At 74.7% G+C, this 16,827-nt stretch carries 12 protein-coding genes; 3 read left to right on the top strand and 9 right to left on the bottom strand.

Annotated elements, in window-relative coordinates; translation table 11 throughout:
- Positions 1-166: 166 nt before the first annotated feature.
- Together AB0J24_RS28090 and AB0J24_RS28085 are read left to right on the top strand one after the other, a co-directional pair.
- Positions 167-2,218 carry a histidine kinase gene (locus AB0J24_RS28090; protein ID WP_358686832.1) on the top strand — a complete coding sequence of 684 codons (2,052 nt, stop codon included), beginning with the start codon at positions 167-169 and terminating at the stop codon, positions 2,216-2,218.
- Complete coding sequence (locus AB0J24_RS28085) at positions 2,215-2,880, top strand: response regulator transcription factor (protein WP_358686830.1); 666 nt, start codon at positions 2,215-2,217, stop codon at positions 2,878-2,880. Before AB0J24_RS28090 ends, AB0J24_RS28085 begins: the two co-directional genes overlap by 4 nt.
- Before the next feature lie 29 nt (positions 2,881-2,909).
- On the opposite strand, the gene AB0J24_RS28080 is transcribed toward AB0J24_RS28085, so the two are convergent.
- The 3 genes from AB0J24_RS28080 to AB0J24_RS28070 form a co-directional block, all read right to left on the bottom strand.
- Positions 2,910-3,605 (bottom strand): DUF1345 domain-containing protein, encoded by a 696-nt coding sequence (locus AB0J24_RS28080; protein WP_358686829.1) that lies wholly within the window; start codon positions 3,603-3,605, stop codon positions 2,910-2,912.
- Between the two features lie 301 nt (positions 3,606-3,906).
- Positions 3,907-4,833, bottom strand: coding sequence for an ATP-binding domain-containing protein (locus tag AB0J24_RS28075; protein ID WP_358686828.1), 927 nt, complete (start codon positions 4,831-4,833; stop codon positions 3,907-3,909).
- Positions 4,821-5,450, bottom strand: a complete 630-nt coding sequence (locus AB0J24_RS28070; RefSeq protein WP_358686827.1) for a hypothetical protein — start codon at positions 5,448-5,450, stop codon at positions 4,821-4,823. The genes AB0J24_RS28075 and AB0J24_RS28070 overlap by 13 nt, the downstream gene beginning before the upstream one ends.
- A 282-nt stretch (positions 5,451-5,732) precedes the next feature.
- Between AB0J24_RS28070 and AB0J24_RS28065 the strand changes: the two genes are divergently transcribed.
- On the top strand, positions 5,733-7,148 hold the full coding sequence (locus AB0J24_RS28065) for a DUF222 domain-containing protein (RefSeq protein WP_358686825.1): 1,416 nt from the start codon (positions 5,733-5,735) through the stop codon (positions 7,146-7,148).
- A gap of 53 nt (positions 7,149-7,201) precedes the next feature.
- Here the strand turns inward: AB0J24_RS28065 and AB0J24_RS28060 are convergent, their stop codons facing one another.
- From AB0J24_RS28060 to moeZ, 6 genes are all read right to left on the bottom strand, one after another.
- Positions 7,202-9,352: a molybdopterin oxidoreductase family protein gene (locus tag AB0J24_RS28060; RefSeq protein WP_358686824.1), complete on the bottom strand. Its 2,151-nt coding sequence runs from the start codon at positions 9,350-9,352 to the stop codon at positions 7,202-7,204.
- A gap of 3 nt (positions 9,353-9,355) precedes the next feature.
- Positions 9,356-10,720, bottom strand: coding sequence for a nitrate/nitrite transporter (locus AB0J24_RS28055; RefSeq protein WP_358686823.1), 1,365 nt, complete (start codon positions 10,718-10,720; stop codon positions 9,356-9,358).
- Between the two features lie 141 nt (positions 10,721-10,861).
- Positions 10,862-11,662, bottom strand: coding sequence for an NAD(P)-dependent oxidoreductase (locus AB0J24_RS28050; protein WP_358686822.1), 801 nt, complete (start codon positions 11,660-11,662; stop codon positions 10,862-10,864).
- A 5-nt stretch (positions 11,663-11,667) separates the two neighbouring features.
- Entirely contained in the window at positions 11,668-12,495 is an 828-nt protein-coding gene (locus tag AB0J24_RS28045) for a TIGR02569 family protein (protein WP_358686820.1), read from the bottom strand.
- A gap of 140 nt (positions 12,496-12,635) precedes the next feature.
- Positions 12,636-15,368 (bottom strand): hypothetical protein, encoded by a 2,733-nt coding sequence (locus tag AB0J24_RS28040; RefSeq protein WP_358686819.1) that lies wholly within the window; start codon positions 15,366-15,368, stop codon positions 12,636-12,638.
- Positions 15,369-15,595: 227 nt separating this feature from the next.
- Positions 15,596-16,768, bottom strand: a complete 1,173-nt coding sequence (gene moeZ / locus AB0J24_RS28035; RefSeq protein WP_358686818.1) for an adenylyltransferase/sulfurtransferase MoeZ — start codon at positions 16,766-16,768, stop codon at positions 15,596-15,598.
- Between the last annotated feature and the right edge of the window lie 59 nt (positions 16,769-16,827).

The raw sequence follows: 16,827 nt of genomic DNA, 5'->3' as shown, positions 1-16,827 counted from the left end.
GTCCCCCGCCCCCCCCCCCCCGCCCGCCGCCCGCGGCCGCCGCGGGGCGCCCCCGGGCCCCCCCCGCGGGGGGGCCCCGGGCCGGGGGCCCCGCCCCCGCCCCCCCCCCCCCGGGTCCCCCCGTGGGCGGGTCCGGTGGCGGCCGATCCGCCGTACGCTGCTCGCCGTGGACGCGGACGGGTCCCCCGTGGCAGCACCGCACCGTGCCGCCCCGCCGGTCCGCGCCGCACCGGTACCGGTCCCCTCCCGGCCGACCGTGCTCGACACGGCGCTCGCGCTCGCCCTGACCGCGGTCACCGTGGCGAGCGCACTGACCGAGGATCCGTCGATCGGCCACCACGAGCCCGCCCCGGACGCGCGGCTGGTCACCGCCGCGGTCGTCGCGGGACTGGCGCTGGCGTTCCGGCGCCGCACCCCGGTCACCGTCCTCGTCGTCACGGCGGCCGCGACCACGACGGTGGAGTGGCTCGGCTGGGAACCGGACCTCGTCGCGGTCTGCATGCTGGTGGCCCTGTTCACCGTCGCGGCCCACCGGTCACCGGTGGTGTCGGTGCCGTGCCTGGCCGCCGTCTACGCGGCGGGCGCCGTCGTGTGGGTCGTGCAGTCCCCGCCCTGGTACGCCGACGCCCCGCTGCCCGAGCATCTCGTCGTCGCCGGGGCATGGGGGGCAGGCGCGCTGGTCCGCCGGTGGACAGGTGAGCAGAGCAAGGCCCTGGTCCGGATGAGCACCGCCGAGCGGACCCGCGCGGAGGCCGCCGACCGGGCGGTCGTGGCCGAACGGCTGCGCATCGCCCGCGAGCTGCACGAGGTCGTGAGCCGGACGCTGGCTGCGATCACCGTCCTGGCCGCGGGTGCCCGTGCCGCACCGACCGCATCGACCACCTCCGGTTCTCCGGGGGCCGTGCTCGGTGAGATCGAGCGGCTGGGCCGGACCGCGCTCGAGGACCTGCGCCGGATGCTCGGCGCGTTGCGTGCCCGGCCCGTGCCCGCGGCGGGCACCGCCGTCCCGGATGCGCCGGCCTGTGACGACCGTCCCGGACTCCGGGGCCGGCTCGTCGATCTCGGGATCGGCGTGACCGCGACCGTGCTCGCGGTGAGCGGCGGGCTCGCCGGGTCGACCGACGCCTACACATACCGGGAGCCGGATGCGGTGCTCGTCGGGCTGACCGTGGTCGGGGCGATGTCCCTCGCCGCACGCCGGACGGCCCCGGTCACGGCGACGGCGCTGACGGCCTGCGCGACCACGGCGGTCCTCCTGCTCGGCGGTGACGCGGGGGAGCTCCCGCTGTGCCTGGTGGTGGCGCTCTACTCGGTCGGTGCCTGGTCCCGCGCGCTGCCCGCGACGGCCGCGCTGATCGGGGTGTACGCCCTGCTGGGCCTGATGGCGGTGCTGCGCGCCCCGTACTTCGACCATCCGCTGGCGTTCGTGTCCGTCCTCGCCCTGACCGGCGTGTGGGCACTCGGCCGGTTCGTCCGGCACCGCAGACATGCTTCCGGAGTGGCAGCGCGGGCCGCGCTCGCCGCCGAACGCCACCACGACGCCGACGCCGGGCGGGCCGCGCTGGACGAACGGTTGCGGATCGCCCGCGAGCTGCACGACGTCGTCGGGAGCTCGCTGTCGGTGATCACCGTCCGGTCCGGTGTCGCACGGTTCCTCGCCGGGTCGAACCCGGCGGAGGCCGCACCGGCGGTCGAGGCGATCGAACGCGCCGCCCGGGCCGCGCAGGACGACCTGCGCGACCTGCTCGTCGTGCTGTCCCCCGGCGGTGAACCGGCCGCACCCGGCCCGGCCCCCGGCCGGGCCGAGCTCCTCGCGCTGCTCGAGCGGGGAGCGCCCGGCGACAGCGGCGGCACGAGCGGCATCACCCACGACATCACGCTCGGCGGCCGGGCCGGCGCCGACCTCGACACGCTGCCGGGAAGCATCCGGCATACGCTGTACCGGTTGGTCCAGGAGTCCCTCACCAACGCCGCCGTGCACGCTCCCGGCGGGGCCGTGCACGTCCGGATCAGCCGCGCCGACGACGAGCTGACCCTGCAGGTGGACAACGACCCGGGCGCCCCGGTGGTGCCTCGCGGAAACGGCGGGTTCGGCCTGCTGGGCATGCGTGAGCGGGTCACGATCTTCGGTGGCGGGTTCTCCGCCGGACGACGGCCCGACGGTGGCTTCCGGGTGCACGCGACCCTCCCGCTGCGGACCGGGACCGGTCCCGGATGACCCTGCGGGTGGTGGTGGCCGACGACCAGGACCTGGTTCGCGCCGGCTTCGTCGCGCTGCTCACCGGGACCGACGGCTTCACCGTCGTCGGCGAGGCCGGGCGGGGCGACGACGCCGTGCGGACGGTGCGCGCGACGCGTCCCGACGTCGTCCTGATGGACGTCCGGATGCCGGGTGGCGACGGGATCGTCGCCACCCGCACGATCACCGCCGATCCGGCGCTCGGCGGGGTACGCGTGGTCATCCTGACCACGTTCGGCCTCGACGAGTACGTGTTCGGGGCGATCCGGGCGGGCGCGGTCGGGTTCCTGGTGAAGGACACCTCACCCGAGGAGCTGCTGCGCGCCGTCCGGGTCGCCGCGGACGGCGACGCGCTGCTCTCCCCCACGATCACCCGCCGGTTGGTCGAGGCGTTCGCGGCCGCCCCGCCCCCGGTACCGCGCAGCGCCGGACCGGATCTCACCGCCCGGGAGCGCGACGTGCTCGTGCTGGTCGCGCGCGGCCGCTCCGACGCCGACATCGCCCGCGACCTGCACATCGGTGTCGCCACCGTGAAGTCCTACGTGAGCCGTCTGTTGACCAAGCTGGACGCGACCACCCGGGTCGGCCTGGTGGTCCATGCCTACGAGACCGGGCTCGTCGTACCCCGCGGACCGGTCTGACGGGCGCCGTCGACCGCGGAACCCGCCGGTCAGGACGCCGAGACCGCGATCGACGCGATGACCGACACCGTCGCGGCGAGGATCAGTGTGTTGAAGACGAAGGCGAACACGCTGTGCGCCAGAACTTTGCGTCGCATCTCCGGGGTCGTCACGGTGACGTCGGCGGCACCGAACGAGGTGCTCACCGCGACCGTGAAGTACAGGAAGTCCACCAGGCCGGACGGGCCGGCGTCGTCGGGGAAGCGCAGACCGCCCCGCTGGAAGTAGAGGTTGATGTAGGCGACCGCGAACCCCGCCTGGATGGTCAGCCAGCAGCCGAGCACCGCGAGGACGCCGATCGCCATGACCAGGACAGGGTTGCCGCCGATCGTCCGGAACTGCGGCAACACGAACGCCGCGGCCAGCAGCGCCATCGTGGCGGCGGACTGCGGGAGCTGATCGGGAGGGCTCGCGAGCCGGTCGGTGAAACGTCCCCGGGTGGACGACGTGGCGAGGGCCCGCAACTCGGTGAGGGTCCGCCGCCGGAAGGTGAGCCAGGTCAGAACGAGGTAACCGGCGGCGTAGATGTTCCAGGCCGCGAGGATCCGGACGACGATGTCGGCCGGCAGCAGGAGGGCGAACGCGGCCGGCGGGGTCGGCACCGTCTGGCGGAACCACTCGCGTTGCCACCAGCGGGGCGCGGACCCGTTCGTGGTCGGCGGGGCGACCGGTCGGGGTGCCTGCATGGTCGTGTCCCTCTCCGGCTCGGTCGGTGCCGGGCAGTCGACACCGTGCCGCGACGGCACAGTCAACCCGCTCGCTCGGACGTGTGCCGGCCACGCTCGTACCGGGAGCCGCGTGGAGCACGGACGTCGACGGGCGGCGACGACCGGCGCGCCGCCGTCCGACCACGACCCGGCCTGCGGGCTGACGGGTGCGGCGGCCGCCCCGGTTCGGGCTCGACCCCTGACTGCTGACCAGCATGGCGACGCGGGATCCGGCTACCGGCGGAGCCGCGTCCGACAGTGCGGCGATCGCTGCGAGCGGTCAGCGGGCGTCGCCGATCGGGAGATGCCGGGCGGCGGTGGAGAAGTACCGGCGACGCCGCCGGTCCGTCCGGTCACCGATCACGTAGAGCCTGTGCTTGGCCCGCGACACCGCCGCGTTGAGCAGGTTCGGCCGAGTCGCCGCCCAGTCCCGGCCGCGCTCGCCACCACCGAGGACGAGGATCACCACCGGGGCCTCCTTGCCCTGCACGGTGTGCACCGTGCCGATCCGCTCCTCCCGGATCTGGTGCCTGAGGCGCTTCTTCGCCGCCGCACCGACTGCGGCACCGAGCACGAACCCGCGTTCCGCGACCTCCTCCTCCGCCCGCAGTGTGCGCAGCGCAGCGCTCACCGTCACCCGGTCCACCTCCATCGCCGTCGCGGCCGATCCGCACACTTCGGCGGCGGCGCTCTCCCGGTCGGCGGCCCTTCTACGTCGCCCGTCGAGCGCAGCCTGCTCGGCCCGCCAGGCGCGGGTCGCCTGGCCGAACGTGACCAGGCGCGCCCACCAGCCCGGCCGTGTCGTCTCGTGTTCGGCGAGCTCCGCATCCACGGCGGCAAGCTGGGCGCGGTCGCATTCACGCTCGGCATCACGCAGGCGGTACTCGGAGGTCGCCAGCCCGGCTCGCGCCGCCTGGACCTTCCCGGCCAGGTCAGCGTGCCGCATCGGGGTCCCGGGAGCACGGTGGAGCGCGTCGACGACCTGCTGACGTTCGGCCACGAGCGCCTGCACCCGGTGGTGCGCCGTGCGGAAGCTGCGTACGGCGGCGTGCCATGCGTCGCGGGCCGGCTCGGCCTCGTCGCCGGCGCGTTCGAGCCGCACTTTCATCCCGGGCGCCGGATCCGACGCGTCCGCCCACCAGAAGACGTCGTTGAAGGTGCGCCGGTTGCGGAAGTTGCCGAGCGCTGCCGACGTCAACGCCCACACCCGCTTCTCCAGCTCGTTCCGGCGCTCCGGCTGCTCCTCCCCGTCCCCCGCCGCGCCAGCAGTTCCCGTGCGATGTCCGGGAAGTAGTCGAACCGGCGGAGCCTCGCTGCGTCGTCCTCCGACGCCAGCGGGAGCTCCTCGGTGACGTTCTCCGCCGCCTTGTTCCCGTTCGTGGCCGCCACGATCTCCGACCGGACCAGATCAGGGTGGAGCAGATTCACCCGCCGGGGCTTGCCGTTGAGGAAGGCGGTGGAGGTGACGCGCTGACCCGCGCGTCTCGGGATCCGCACGGACCTCATCTCGACCCGCACGCCTCGGGGCTGCAGGCTCTCGTCGATGTGGAACTCGCGGGCGAGGTCCGCGACGAGGTCGTCCAGGTAGGCGAGGGTCATCGCGGCCGCGGGAGTTCGTGCGGGCCGTGGCTGCGGCGATGCGGCCGGCTCCTGCCGGGAACCGCCCGGGTTCTTGCGGGTGATCGTCAGCAGCCGCTCGGCGAACCTTCCGGCCACGGCCCCGGCGACCCCGCCGACCACGGGCCCCGCCACCCCGGTGATCGCCGCGGCGGTGAGCCCGGTGACCCCGCCGCCCAGCGACGGCACCTCCTGCGGATCGAACATCTCGACCGCACGCCAGAACCTGACGACATCCGCTGCACGACCGCCCGGCACAGTCCCCCCAGAATGCGTGACCGGGACACAACGCTAGGTCACGACCGCACGAGGCGGTACCGAACGGCCGCAATTCACGACAAGGTCGCTGCGATCTTGTGCGGCAGGATCGGCGGCGTCACGGCGCGCACCGAGCCACCGACCGACGTTCGCGATCGCGAACCGACGAACGGTCGCTGAGCTGCGATGATGGACTGTCGATCGTAGACACGTTTTGCTATGATCGAACACATGTACGAACGGGTCGCCGCCGCGCACGCCCGCCTCACCGCGGCCGTCGACGAGCTGGTGGTGCTCCTCGACTCCGCCTCCGACGGCGAGGTCGTGGCGGTGCAGATCGCGATCGAGGCCGCCGCGCGCCGCCTCGACCATGCCGGGGTCACCGCGCTCACCGTCGCGCAGCGGCGCGCGATCTACGCCGGGCGCGGTTACCGCACCCCGGCCGCGGCCCTGGCCGATCTGCTGCGCTGGGAGCCTCGTCGGGCGCGGCGGTACACCACCGCCGCCGAGGCCGTCACCGCCCGGGTCGGGCTCGACGGGGCTGCGATGCCCGCCCGTCTCCCCGCGACCGCGACGGTGTTCGGCAGCGGCGAGGTCTCGCTGCGCCACGTCGAGGTGATCTCCGGCCTGCTGGCATCCGCACCGGCCGGGCGTCTCGATCCCGGCACCTGGGCCGGTGCCGAGCAGGCCCTGGCCGGGCAGGCCGTCCTCTGCACCCCCGCGGAGCTGCACAGCTGGGGCATGCAGCTGATCGAAGTCCTCGATCAGGATGGTCCCGAGCCCGACGGTTCACCCGCACCCGCGGTCAACGAGCTGCGCATCATCCGCCACCGGCACCGCCCCGGCGGGACCCTGCGCGCCCGTGTCGACGATGCCGAGATGTTCGACCGGATCGCCGCGAGCCTGGACGCGCTGTCCGCACCCCGCGACCCGGATGACGTGCGCGACCATCCCGAACGGGCGGTCGAGGCCCTGGCCGAGCTCTGCGGCTTCGCCCTGGCCCACGCCCCGGGGGCGACGCTGCCCGAGTCCGGTGGGCACCGGCCACAGGTCGTGGTGACCGTCCGGCTCGACGACCTCGAACGGCGCGCCCGCGCGGCCACCCTGGAGTTCTCCGGGCAGCTGAGCCCGGCAGCGCTGCGGATGCTCGCCTGCGACGCCGCCGTCCTGCCCGTCGTGCTCGGCGGTGACGGACGCCCGGTCGATGTCGGGCGCGCCCGGCGCACCGTCACCGGCTCCCAGCGGCGCGCGGTGACCGCCCGCGACCGCGGGTGCGCCCATCCCGGCTGCGACCGCCCACCCGCCTGGTGCGAGGTCCACCACATCCTGCCCTGGGAGCTGGGCGGGCCGACCGACCTGGACAACCTCGTCATGCTCTGCCGGGTCCACCACCGGCTCGTCCACCACACCGGCTGGGAGATCCACCTGGGCGAGCGCGGGCGGCCCGAGTTCGTCCCACCGGGGTGGATCGACCCGCAGCGCCGCCCGCGGCGCAAACCGGATCCCGACCGGGTCGTCCCGCCACCTCGCACCCCGCCCGGCATCCGCGCCCCGGCCGACCGTGCCGGCCCCCTCGTCGGTCTCGGTCCGCCGCGGGTCCGGGCCGTCACCGCCGACGAGCTCACCGCCGGCATCACCGCACGATGAGCCACGGTCACGCCGCGACCGGTGCCGGGCCGGGGCGGCACGCTGCCCGGCGATCAGGTCCGGTGGACCGAACCGCTGTGCTCCGGGATCGCGGCGCCCGGCTCCCTCCGGGAGCCCTCCGGCGCCGCACCCCGGGGCACCGTCGCCTCCAGCCGGACCGCCGCGACCTTGAACTCCGGCATCCGGCTCACCGGGTCCAGCGCCGGGTTGGTGACGTTGTTCGCCGTGCCCGCCCCGCCGAAGTGGAACGGCAGGAACACCGTGTCCGGGCGCAGCGTCGGCACGCAGCGCACCCGGGCCCTGGTGGTCCCGCGCCTCGACGTCACGTCGGCGAGATCACCGTCGGCGAGCCCGTGCCGGGCGGCAGTGTCCGGGTGCACCTCGACGAACACCTCCGGATCGACAGCGGCCAGCTCGGCGACCCGCCGGGTCTGTGCACCGGACTGGTAGTGCGCCAGGACCCGCCCGGTGGTGGCCCGCAGCGGGTACCCGGCCTCGACGTCCTCGGCGGGCTCGACGTGGTCCACCGGCACCAGCCGGGCCCGGCCGTCGGCGTGCGCGAACCGGTCCGCGAACAACCGGGGTGTGCCGGGATGGCCCTCGGCGGGGCACGGCCAGTGCAGTGCCTCTCCCGCGTCGAGCCGCGCGTAGGAGACACCCGCGTAGTCCGCGATCCCACCGGACGACGCGCGCCGCAGCTCGTCGAACACCACCCGCGGATCGGCCGGGAACTGCCCCGGCGCGTCCAACGCGGCGGCCAGCCCGGAGATCACCTCCAGGTCGGTGCGGACCTCGGGCGGCGGGGCGAGCGCGCGCCGGCGGCGCAGCACCCGGCCCTCGAGGTTGGTCATCGTGCCCTCCTCCTCGGCCCACTGGGCCACCGGGAGGAGCACGTCGGCCGCCATCGCCGTCTCACCGGGCACGACGTCGGCGACGACGAGCAGGTCCAGCGCCTCCAGCCGGTCGGCGACGGCGCGCGCGTCGGGTGCGGAGACCAGCACGTTCGAACCGAACACCAGCAACGCCTTCGGGCCGCCGGGCCGGCCGAGGGAGTCCAGCAGCTCCACCGCGCTCCGTCCCGCACCGGGGATCGAGTCCGGGTCCACACCCCACACCGAGGCCACGTGGGCACGCGCCGCCGGGTCGTCGATCCGCCGGTAGCCCGGCAGCTGGTCGGACTTCTGGCCGTGCTCGCGGCCACCCTGGCCGTTGCCCTGACCGGTGATCGTCCCGAAGCCCGACCCCGGCCGCCCGGGGAGCCCGAGCGCAAGGGCCAGGTTGATCCACGCCGTGACCGTGTCCACACCGTGCGCGTGCTGCTCGGCGCCGCGCGCGGTGAGCACGTAGCGCCGCGACGTCGTCGCCAGCAGCCGTACCACGGTCCGCATGTCGGCGGCGGCGACACCGCAGACCCGCTCCGCCCGCTCCGGCCACCACTGCGACGCGATCCGCCAGACCGCGTCGAACCCACTGGTCCGGTCGTCGAGGTAGGCCAGATCCAGGTGCCCGTCGACGACGGCCGCGTGCAGCATCCCGAGCGCCAGGGCCAGGTCGGTACCCGGTCGCGGCGCCAGGTGCAGTCCGCCCGAGGCGATCGCCCGTTCTGCGGTCGGGGTGCGGCGCGGGTCGATCACGACCAGCCGGGCCGTGCGCAGGTGGGCCATCAGCGGTGGCATCGTCTCAGCGACGTTGGCACCGGCCAGCACGACCACCTCGGCGTCGTCGAGATCGGTGACCGGGAACGGCAGTCCACGGTCGATCCCGAACGCGCGGTTGCCCGCGGCGGCGGCCGAGGACATGCAGAACCGGCCGTTGTAGTCGATCTGCGAGGTGCCCAGCGCGACCCGGGCGAACTTGCCGAGCAGGTAGGCCTTCTCGTTGGTCAGGCCGCCCGCGCCGAACACGGCGACCGAGTCGGGGCCGTGTTCGGCGCGCAGTGCGACCAACCGGGCGGCGACCCGGCCGAGCGCGTCGTCCCAGCCGGTCTCCCGGAAACCCGCTGTGCGCGAGTCCCTGACCAGCGGTGTCGTCAGCCGCTGCGGGTGACCGAGCAGTGCGCCGGAGGTCCAGCCCTTCTGGCACATCCCGCCGGCGTTGGTCGGGAAGTCGCGGGCGTCGACCTCACCGGCCGGCCCGACCCACTGCCCGCACTGCAGCGCACAGTACGGGCAGTGGGTGGCCGTCCGGGGCTCGTCGGGCGCCACCGGTCAGACCCGCGCGAGCGCGGCGCCGCCCGGAACGGACGCCCGCGCCGGCCGCAGGTACACCACCCAGGTCACGCCGATGCACACGACGTAGAACACCAGGAAGCTCCAGAACGCCGGCGTCCCCGACTGCACGGCCAGGAACGACTGCCGGAACGCCAGGTTGATGAACAACCCGCCGAGCGCGCCCACCGCGCCGGCGATCCCGATGACGGCGCCGGAGAGCCGGCGCGCGGTGCCGAACTCGGTCTCCCGGTCGGCGCCCTCGGCGACGGCGGCCCGGGCCCGGCCGGTGAAGATCGCCGGGATCATCTTGTAGGTCGAGCCGTTCCCGATGCCCGACAGCGTGAACAGCAGGATGAACCCGGCCGTGAACAGTGCGAGCGACTGGGCACCCGAGGCGACGATGATCACCAGGGTCGCGACGGCCATGCCGGCGAAGTTCCACAGCGTGACCCGCGCACCGCCGAAGCGGTCGGCGAGCCTGCCGCCGTAGGGCCGGATCAGCGAGCCGATCAGCGGGCCGATGAAGGTGACGGCCGCGGCCTGCAGCGGGGTGCGGTCGAACTGGTTCTGCAGGACCAGGCCGAACGCGAACGAGTAGCCGATGAACGAGCCGAACGTCCCGATGTAGAGGAACGACATGATCCACGTCTGCCGGTCCCGGCAGGCCTCGACGAACGCGCCGGTGTCGTTGGACATGGCGGCGATGTTGTCCATCCGCCGCCACGCGAGCGCCGCGGAGACGATCACCAGCGGGATGTAGACCGCGATCAGCACCCGCGGCTGCCCGGCCCCCAGCGTCGCGATGACCAGCAGGCCGAGCAGCTGCACGACCGGGACGCCCAGGTTGCCGCCACCGGCGTTCAGGCCCAGCGCCCAGCCCTTGCTCCGCTCGGGGAAGAACGCGTTGATGTTCGCCATCGAGGACGCGAAGTTCCCGCCGCCGACCCCGGCGACCGCCGCCACCAGCAGCAACGTGGTGTACGAGACACCGGGTTCGAGCACGATCAGGGCCAGCAGCAGCGGGACGACCAGCAGCGCTGCGGAGAAGATCGTCCAGTTCCGGCCGCCGAACCGGGCCACCGCGAACGTGTAGGGCAACCGCAGGATCGCGCCGACCAGGGTCGGTACCGCCACCAGGAAGAACTTCTGGGCCGCGTCGATCCCGTACTCCGGCCCCATGAACAGCACCAGGACCGACCACATCGTCCACACCGAGAAGCCGATGTGCTCGGAGAAGATCGACTGCCAGAGGTTGCGGCGCGCGACCGCCTTGCCGGTGCGTTCCCAGAATCCCTGGTCCTCAGGGTCCCAGTGCTCGATCCATCGCCCGCCGAGACGGCGGCCGGGGGAAGCTGAGGTCATCACGGATGGCACTCCTGATCGCCGGCGTCCACGTCGTCGACGACGCTAGGGAGCCCCAGTTTCCGACGGGTGGCCCCCAGTGACACACCGGAAACGCTTATCTCACATGCAGGTTGTCGTGTCTGTGAGAAGTGCGGTAGATCAACGCATCCGGACGCCGAGCGGGAGCTCGCAGAACCCGCCGCCGACCCGGTGCTGCTCCGGTGCGGCCGGATCCGGCTCCGGCCCCTCCGCCAGGATCCCGGCGGCGAACACCTCGGCGTCGTCGCGCGGGTGGTAGCCGATCGCCGCGCCCTCCTCGAGCGACCACCAGCGACGGGTGTTCGCCGACACCCCCCACACCAGGTGGTGGCCGCGGGTGCCCGGGTCGACGGCCGCCTCGACGAGCCGGGCCGCGTCGTCCGGGGACAGCCAGGTGGCCAGCGCGCGGGCGTTGTGCGGCCGCTCGAAGCAGGTCCCGATCCGCAGGCTCACGACCGTCAGCCCGTACCGCTCGTGGTAGAGCCTGCCCAGCCCCTCGACCGCGGCCTTGCTCCAGCCGTAGTAGGTGTCCGGTGCCTGCTCGATGCCCGCCGGCAGCGGGACACCGTCGGCGCGGGTGCGGAACCCGACGGCGTGGTTGCTCGACGCCAGGACGACGGTCCGCACGCCGGCGGCCACCGCGGCGTCGAGCACCGTGCGGGTGCCGGCCAGGTTCACCTCGACGATCTCGTCCCAGCCCGCCTCGCCGCTGATCCCCGCGAGATGGACCACCGCGTCGGCCCCGTCGACGGCGGCGGCGACCACCGCGGGATCGGTGACCGAACCGGTGTGCACCTGCTCCCCGGGGCCGGGCGCGAGCGGGGCGGTGTCCAGCAGGCGCAGGGTCCGGCCGCTGCGGGCCAGCCGAGGACGCAGCAGCGTCCCCATGTTGCCGGCGGCGCCGGTCAGCAACAGCGACACGGCGGTCAGAGCCGGCGGCTGATCAGCCCGGCCACCCGCTCGATGCCGGTGAGCGAATCCGTGGTGGCGTCCGGGTGCTGAGCGTGCAGCGCGAGCCGGTACAGCACGGCGCGCAGCAGCGACTGCGGCCATTCCTGCAGCTCCGACCAGCGTTCGATCAGGTCGTCGTCGGCACCGCCCCAGGCGACCGCGTCGACCACGACGACGGCGGCGGCCCACTCCGCCGGGCGCCAGAACGGCACCAGGTCGAGCACCGCGGGCCGGCCGGTCGGGTCGAACAGCATCGCGCCGAACAGCTCACCGTGCACGACCTGCGGGGTCAGCCGGATCGTGCGCCGGTGCGCGGCGAGCTCGGCGAACAGCAGGCCACCGGTCTGCGGGTGCAGGTCGAGCTTGCGCTCGCCGAACGCGGCGGCCGCCGACCGGGACAGCAGATCGTCGCGGTCGTCGAGGAGGCGGGGGCGCAGCACCGTCGACGTCGCGGCGTGCAAGCGCAGGGATGCGGCGACGACCTCGTCGTGCCGCGGCTCCGGGACACCGGGGACGTAGCGGGAGGCCGCCCAACCGCCGACGACCCAGCGGCCGTCGCTGGACCGTACCGGCCGCGCCAGCCGGACCCCCTCGACCTCCAGGTTCTCCAGGACGGTCGCCGACCAGGCGGCGACCACGTGGTCGGAGACCGGGCGGAGCAGCGTGTCACCGCACTGCCAGGCCCGCTGGCCTGCCCACACGACAGGTCGCGGGGCGGTGTCACGCACGCCGAAGGCGACGCGCACGTGCTCGGGCAGGGCGCTCGCGGCCGGCGCGGTGGCGAGCGGGCGGGCAGCGGTCACGGTCGCGACGGTACCCGCGCCGTCGGACACTCCGGTCCGCGCCACGCCCGGACAGCCGTAACGCGTCGCCACGTTCGGGGGACGGACGCGGCGGTTCCGTGCCGCGGAGCCGCCGCCCCGGTCGCCTCCCGGCTCGGCGCTCAGTCCTGTGCGCCGCCCGACGACCGGTCCGCGCCGGGGCCACCCCTCGTGGACCCCGAGCTGTCGTCGCGCCCCTCCCCGCGGCCGGACGAGCCCTCCGATGAGCTGCCGCGGGTGCGCTCGGCGGCCCCGCCGGACGGGGGGTTCGCCGTCCGCTCGTCGATCCGCTCGGCCATCCGGCGCTCGGCCTGCCGGTCGGCCTCCGCGAGCACCGGGGCCGCGGCCTCCTTGCCCATCGCCGCCTCGACGTAGGACCCGGCGACGGCGGAGGCGATGCCGCCGGACGTGCCCGACCGGCCCGGCCCACCGGGCCGCTCCGCGGACCCGGTGCCACCGCCGGGCCGCTCCGCGCCACCCGACCGCTCCGTGCCACCCGACCGATCCGTGCCACCCGACCGATCCGTGCCACCCGACCGATCCGAGCCGACGGACCTCGTGGCGTCGCCGGACCCCCCGGTGCCACCGGAGCGAGTGGAACCGTCCTCCGCCCGGTCCGTACCGGGGGTGGCCGCGCGACCGGGCCGCTCCGAGCCGCCCAGGACCTCCGACCGCACGGCATCGACCCGCTCCACCGGACTGCCGGACGTCCCGGACCGCACGTGCTCCGACCGTGCTGTCCGGGGCTGCTGGGCTTCCGACCGCTGTGCCTCCGGCCGACGAGCCTCGGACCGCCGATCTTCCGACTGCTGCGCCCCGGCCCGCTGAGCTGCCGGTTGTCGTGCCTCCGACTGCTCTGCGTCCGGTCGCTGTGCCTCCGGCTGTCGTGACACTGGCCGCGGTGCGTCCGGCCGACGGATCCCCGGCGGCCGTGCTTCCGACGGCTGTGTTTCCGAGCGCTGTGTTTCCGACCGCTGTGTTTCCGACCGCTGTGCGTCCGGCTGCCGAGACTCCGACGGGGCGCCCTCCGAGCGGGACACCTCCGACCGCATCTGCGGGCCGGCCGGCTCCCCGCCGAGGTTTCCGACCCGGGACGCCACCGAACCCGAACCGGCCGACCGGGCACCCTCCCCGGGACCACGCCCCGCGGAGCCGTCCGACGCCGACCGCGCACGCTCGTCCCCGCGCGCCGTCCCCTCGGATCCGCCCGTCCCGCGTGCGGCGTCGGACCCGACCTCGCGCGTCCCGCCGGCGTCCGGTCGCGCCGGGCCGGTACGGCGGCCCGGGCCGCCCGCGACGCCGCCCAGCGCCCGGCCGGCGTCCCGCACGGTGTCGCCCACCGCACCGGTCGCCCGGCCGGCGCCCTCGCCGATCCGCTCGACCGGGCCGCCCGCGGCCGGACGGGCGCCGCCCGGCCGGTCCGCACCGGCTCGGCCGGGCTCCGGGCGGTCCCGCGCATCCGGTGCCGGACGATCCGCCCCACCGCGCTCCGGCGGTGCGCCGGTACCGGTCCGCGGGCCGGTCCCGTCCGCGTCCGAACGCGCCGGGCCGCCGGCGCGGGCGCCCCGGTGACCGGCGCGGGGGTCGTCCGCACGTGCGGCCCCGTCGGCGCCCCGGCCACCCACCAGACTGCCGACCCCGTCCGCGGCCTCCGACACGACACCGCCGAGGGCCTGCCCCGGGCCGTTCACCGGGCCGGACCGGTCCGGACGGTGCCCACCGGTCCCCTGCGGCTCCCGGCCCGGCTCGCCCGCCCGTCCCTCCCGCGGGCCACGGGGGTCCAGCGGCGGGCCGCTGGTGCTCACGTCGTCCCGGCCACGGTCGCCCGTCGTCTCCCGCCCACCGGTCACGACCTGCATGTCCCGGCGACGGCCGACCGGCTCCGGCGCCGAGGGACGCTCCCCGCGGGCCAGCGCGAGAACCTCCCCGGAGACCTGGTCGGTCCCGGACCGGTCGCGCGGCAACGGGGTCGCCGTCGCCCGCCGCAGCCCCTCCTCGAGGGTCCGCAGCTCCTCCGCCGTCGTGTCGCGCCGGCGGGCGCGCAGGTCGCGCTGCTCCTCCAGTGACGCCGCCGCTGCGACCTGTTCACCCACCCTTCGGGTGGCCGGGGGCAGTTCGTCGACGATCTGCTCCATCTCGGCGAGCTCCTGCTCGGCGAGGGCCAGCGAGTCGCCGACCTTCCCCCGCGAGGCGTAGACGTCGAGCTGGGAGCGCAGGGCGGCCTGCTGCTGGCGCAGGACGTCGCGGCGCTGCTGCAGCCGGGCGACCGGTGCGGGGGTGCGCTCCCCGGCATGCGGGGAGGCGCGCCAGCTCTGTTCGGCCCGCTCCAGGGTCACCAGCTGCTCGTCCAGCGCGGCGAGCGCGATCCGCGCGTCCCCGGCCCACTCGTCCGCGGAACGGCCCTCGTCGACGACGGCGCCACCGACCGGTGCCGGTGTCGTGGTGACCAGCGCGTACCCGGCGAGCAGCGTGGCGGTCGCCCCGATCAGGGCGAACGCCCGGCGATGCCGCAGCGGTCCGCGCGGCGCGCGCAGCCGGGCCGGGCGCTCGTCCTGTGCCGGACGCACCCGCGCACGGGGAGCCGGCACCGGGTCGGCCGGGCGCGGCTCCTCCCCGGCCGGCTCCGGTTCCGGCTCGCGGAGCCAGGGGAGCGTGCCGGCGAGCCGCTCGTCACCGACCGCCTGGGCCGCGGCGCGGCGCGCCTGGCGGGCGCGCACCCGGTGCGCCGCGGAGCAGTACCGGCGCTGCGGCCGCGCCGCCGGCGGACCGTCCTCCGCCTCGATCGGTTCGACGCAACCGTCCAGTGCACACCGTCGCACCGGTACGTCCACAGTGACCTCCCCCGCCGTCGTCACGCCGGCCACCGGCGCACATCGACCTGTCGCGGTGACCCACCGTGATGTTTCGGTGAAACGGTCCACTTCGGAGTCGAACCACTGCTCTTCACCTGTTCGGCCTAGCAAAACCGGACGGGTTGTCAGGCACGTGGACGGTTACTCACGGGTCACGACAACGGCCGCCGCCCCGCGGATGCGGGACGACGGCCGTGAGCGCGGTATCGCGACGGTCAGGTCGCGACGGGTCAGTACGTCGGCTGCGAGGGGTCGATCTGCTTCACCCAGGACAGCACGCCGCCACCGACGTGCACCGCGTCGGAGAACCCGGCCCGGTGCAGGGCCGCGAGCGCCTCGGCCGATCGACCACCGGACTTGCAGTGCAGCACCACCGGCCGGTCCTGCGAGATCTCGGCGAGCGCCTCGCCGGAGAGGATCCGGTCCTTCGGGATGAGCGTGGCACCCGGGATCGAGACGATCTCGTACTCGTGCGGCTCACGGACGTCGATGAGCTGGAAGTCCTTGCCCGCGTCGATCATCTGCTTGAGCTCGCCGACGGTGATCGTGTTCCCGGCCGCCGCGTCCTGCGCGTCCTGGCTGACGGTGCCGCAGAACGCCTCGTAGTCGATCAGCTCGGTGATCTTCGGCGTCTCCGGGTCCTTGCGGATCTTCACCTGACGCCAGGTGGTCTCCAGCGCGTCGTAGATCACCAGGCGGCCGAGCAGCGGCTCGCCGATACCGGTGATCAGCTTGACCGCCTCGTTGACCATGATCGAGCCGATCGAGGCGCAGAGCACGCCCAGCACCCCGCCCTCGGCGCAGGACGGCACCATCCCGGGCGGCGGCGGCTCCGGGTAGAGGTCCCGGTAGTTGAGGCCCTGGCCGTTCGGGGCGTCCTCCCAGAACACCGAGGCCTGGCCCTCGAAGCGGAAGATCGAACCCCAGACATAGGGCTTGCCCAGCAGCACGGCGGCGTCGTTCACCAGGTACCGGGTGGCGAAGTTGTCGGTGCCGTCCAGGATCAGGTCGTAGTCCCGGAAGACGTCGAGGACGTTCTCGCTGGTCAGGCGCTCGTTGTGCAGCCGGACCTCGACATGGGGGTTGACCTCGCGGATCGAGTCACGGGCCGACTCGGCCTTCGGCCGGTCGATGTCGGACTGCCCGTGGATGATCTGGCGCTGCAGGTTCGACTCGTCGACGACGTCGAACTCGACGATCCCCAGCGTGCCCACTCCCGCGGCGGCCAGGTACAGCAGCGCGGGCGAACCGAGGCCGCCGGCGCCGACGACCAGGACCTTGGCGTTCTTCAGCCGCTTCTGTCCGTCCATCCCGACGTCCGGGATGATGAGGTGACGGCTGTACCGCTCGACCTCCTCCTTGGTGAGCTCGGTAGCCGGCTCCACCAGCGGCGGTAGCGCCATCTCGTCCACTCCTCCGAAGTCACGTGCGGGTCTCCGGGCGTCTCAACGCTGCGGGACCG

It is taken from the genome of Pseudonocardia sp. NPDC049635, assembly GCF_040659795.1.
Lineage (GTDB): Bacteria > Actinomycetota > Actinomycetes > Mycobacteriales > Pseudonocardiaceae > Pseudonocardia.
The sequence above is the reverse complement of the archived record's forward strand: the minus strand, read 5'-3'. Positions and strand labels throughout refer to the sequence as shown.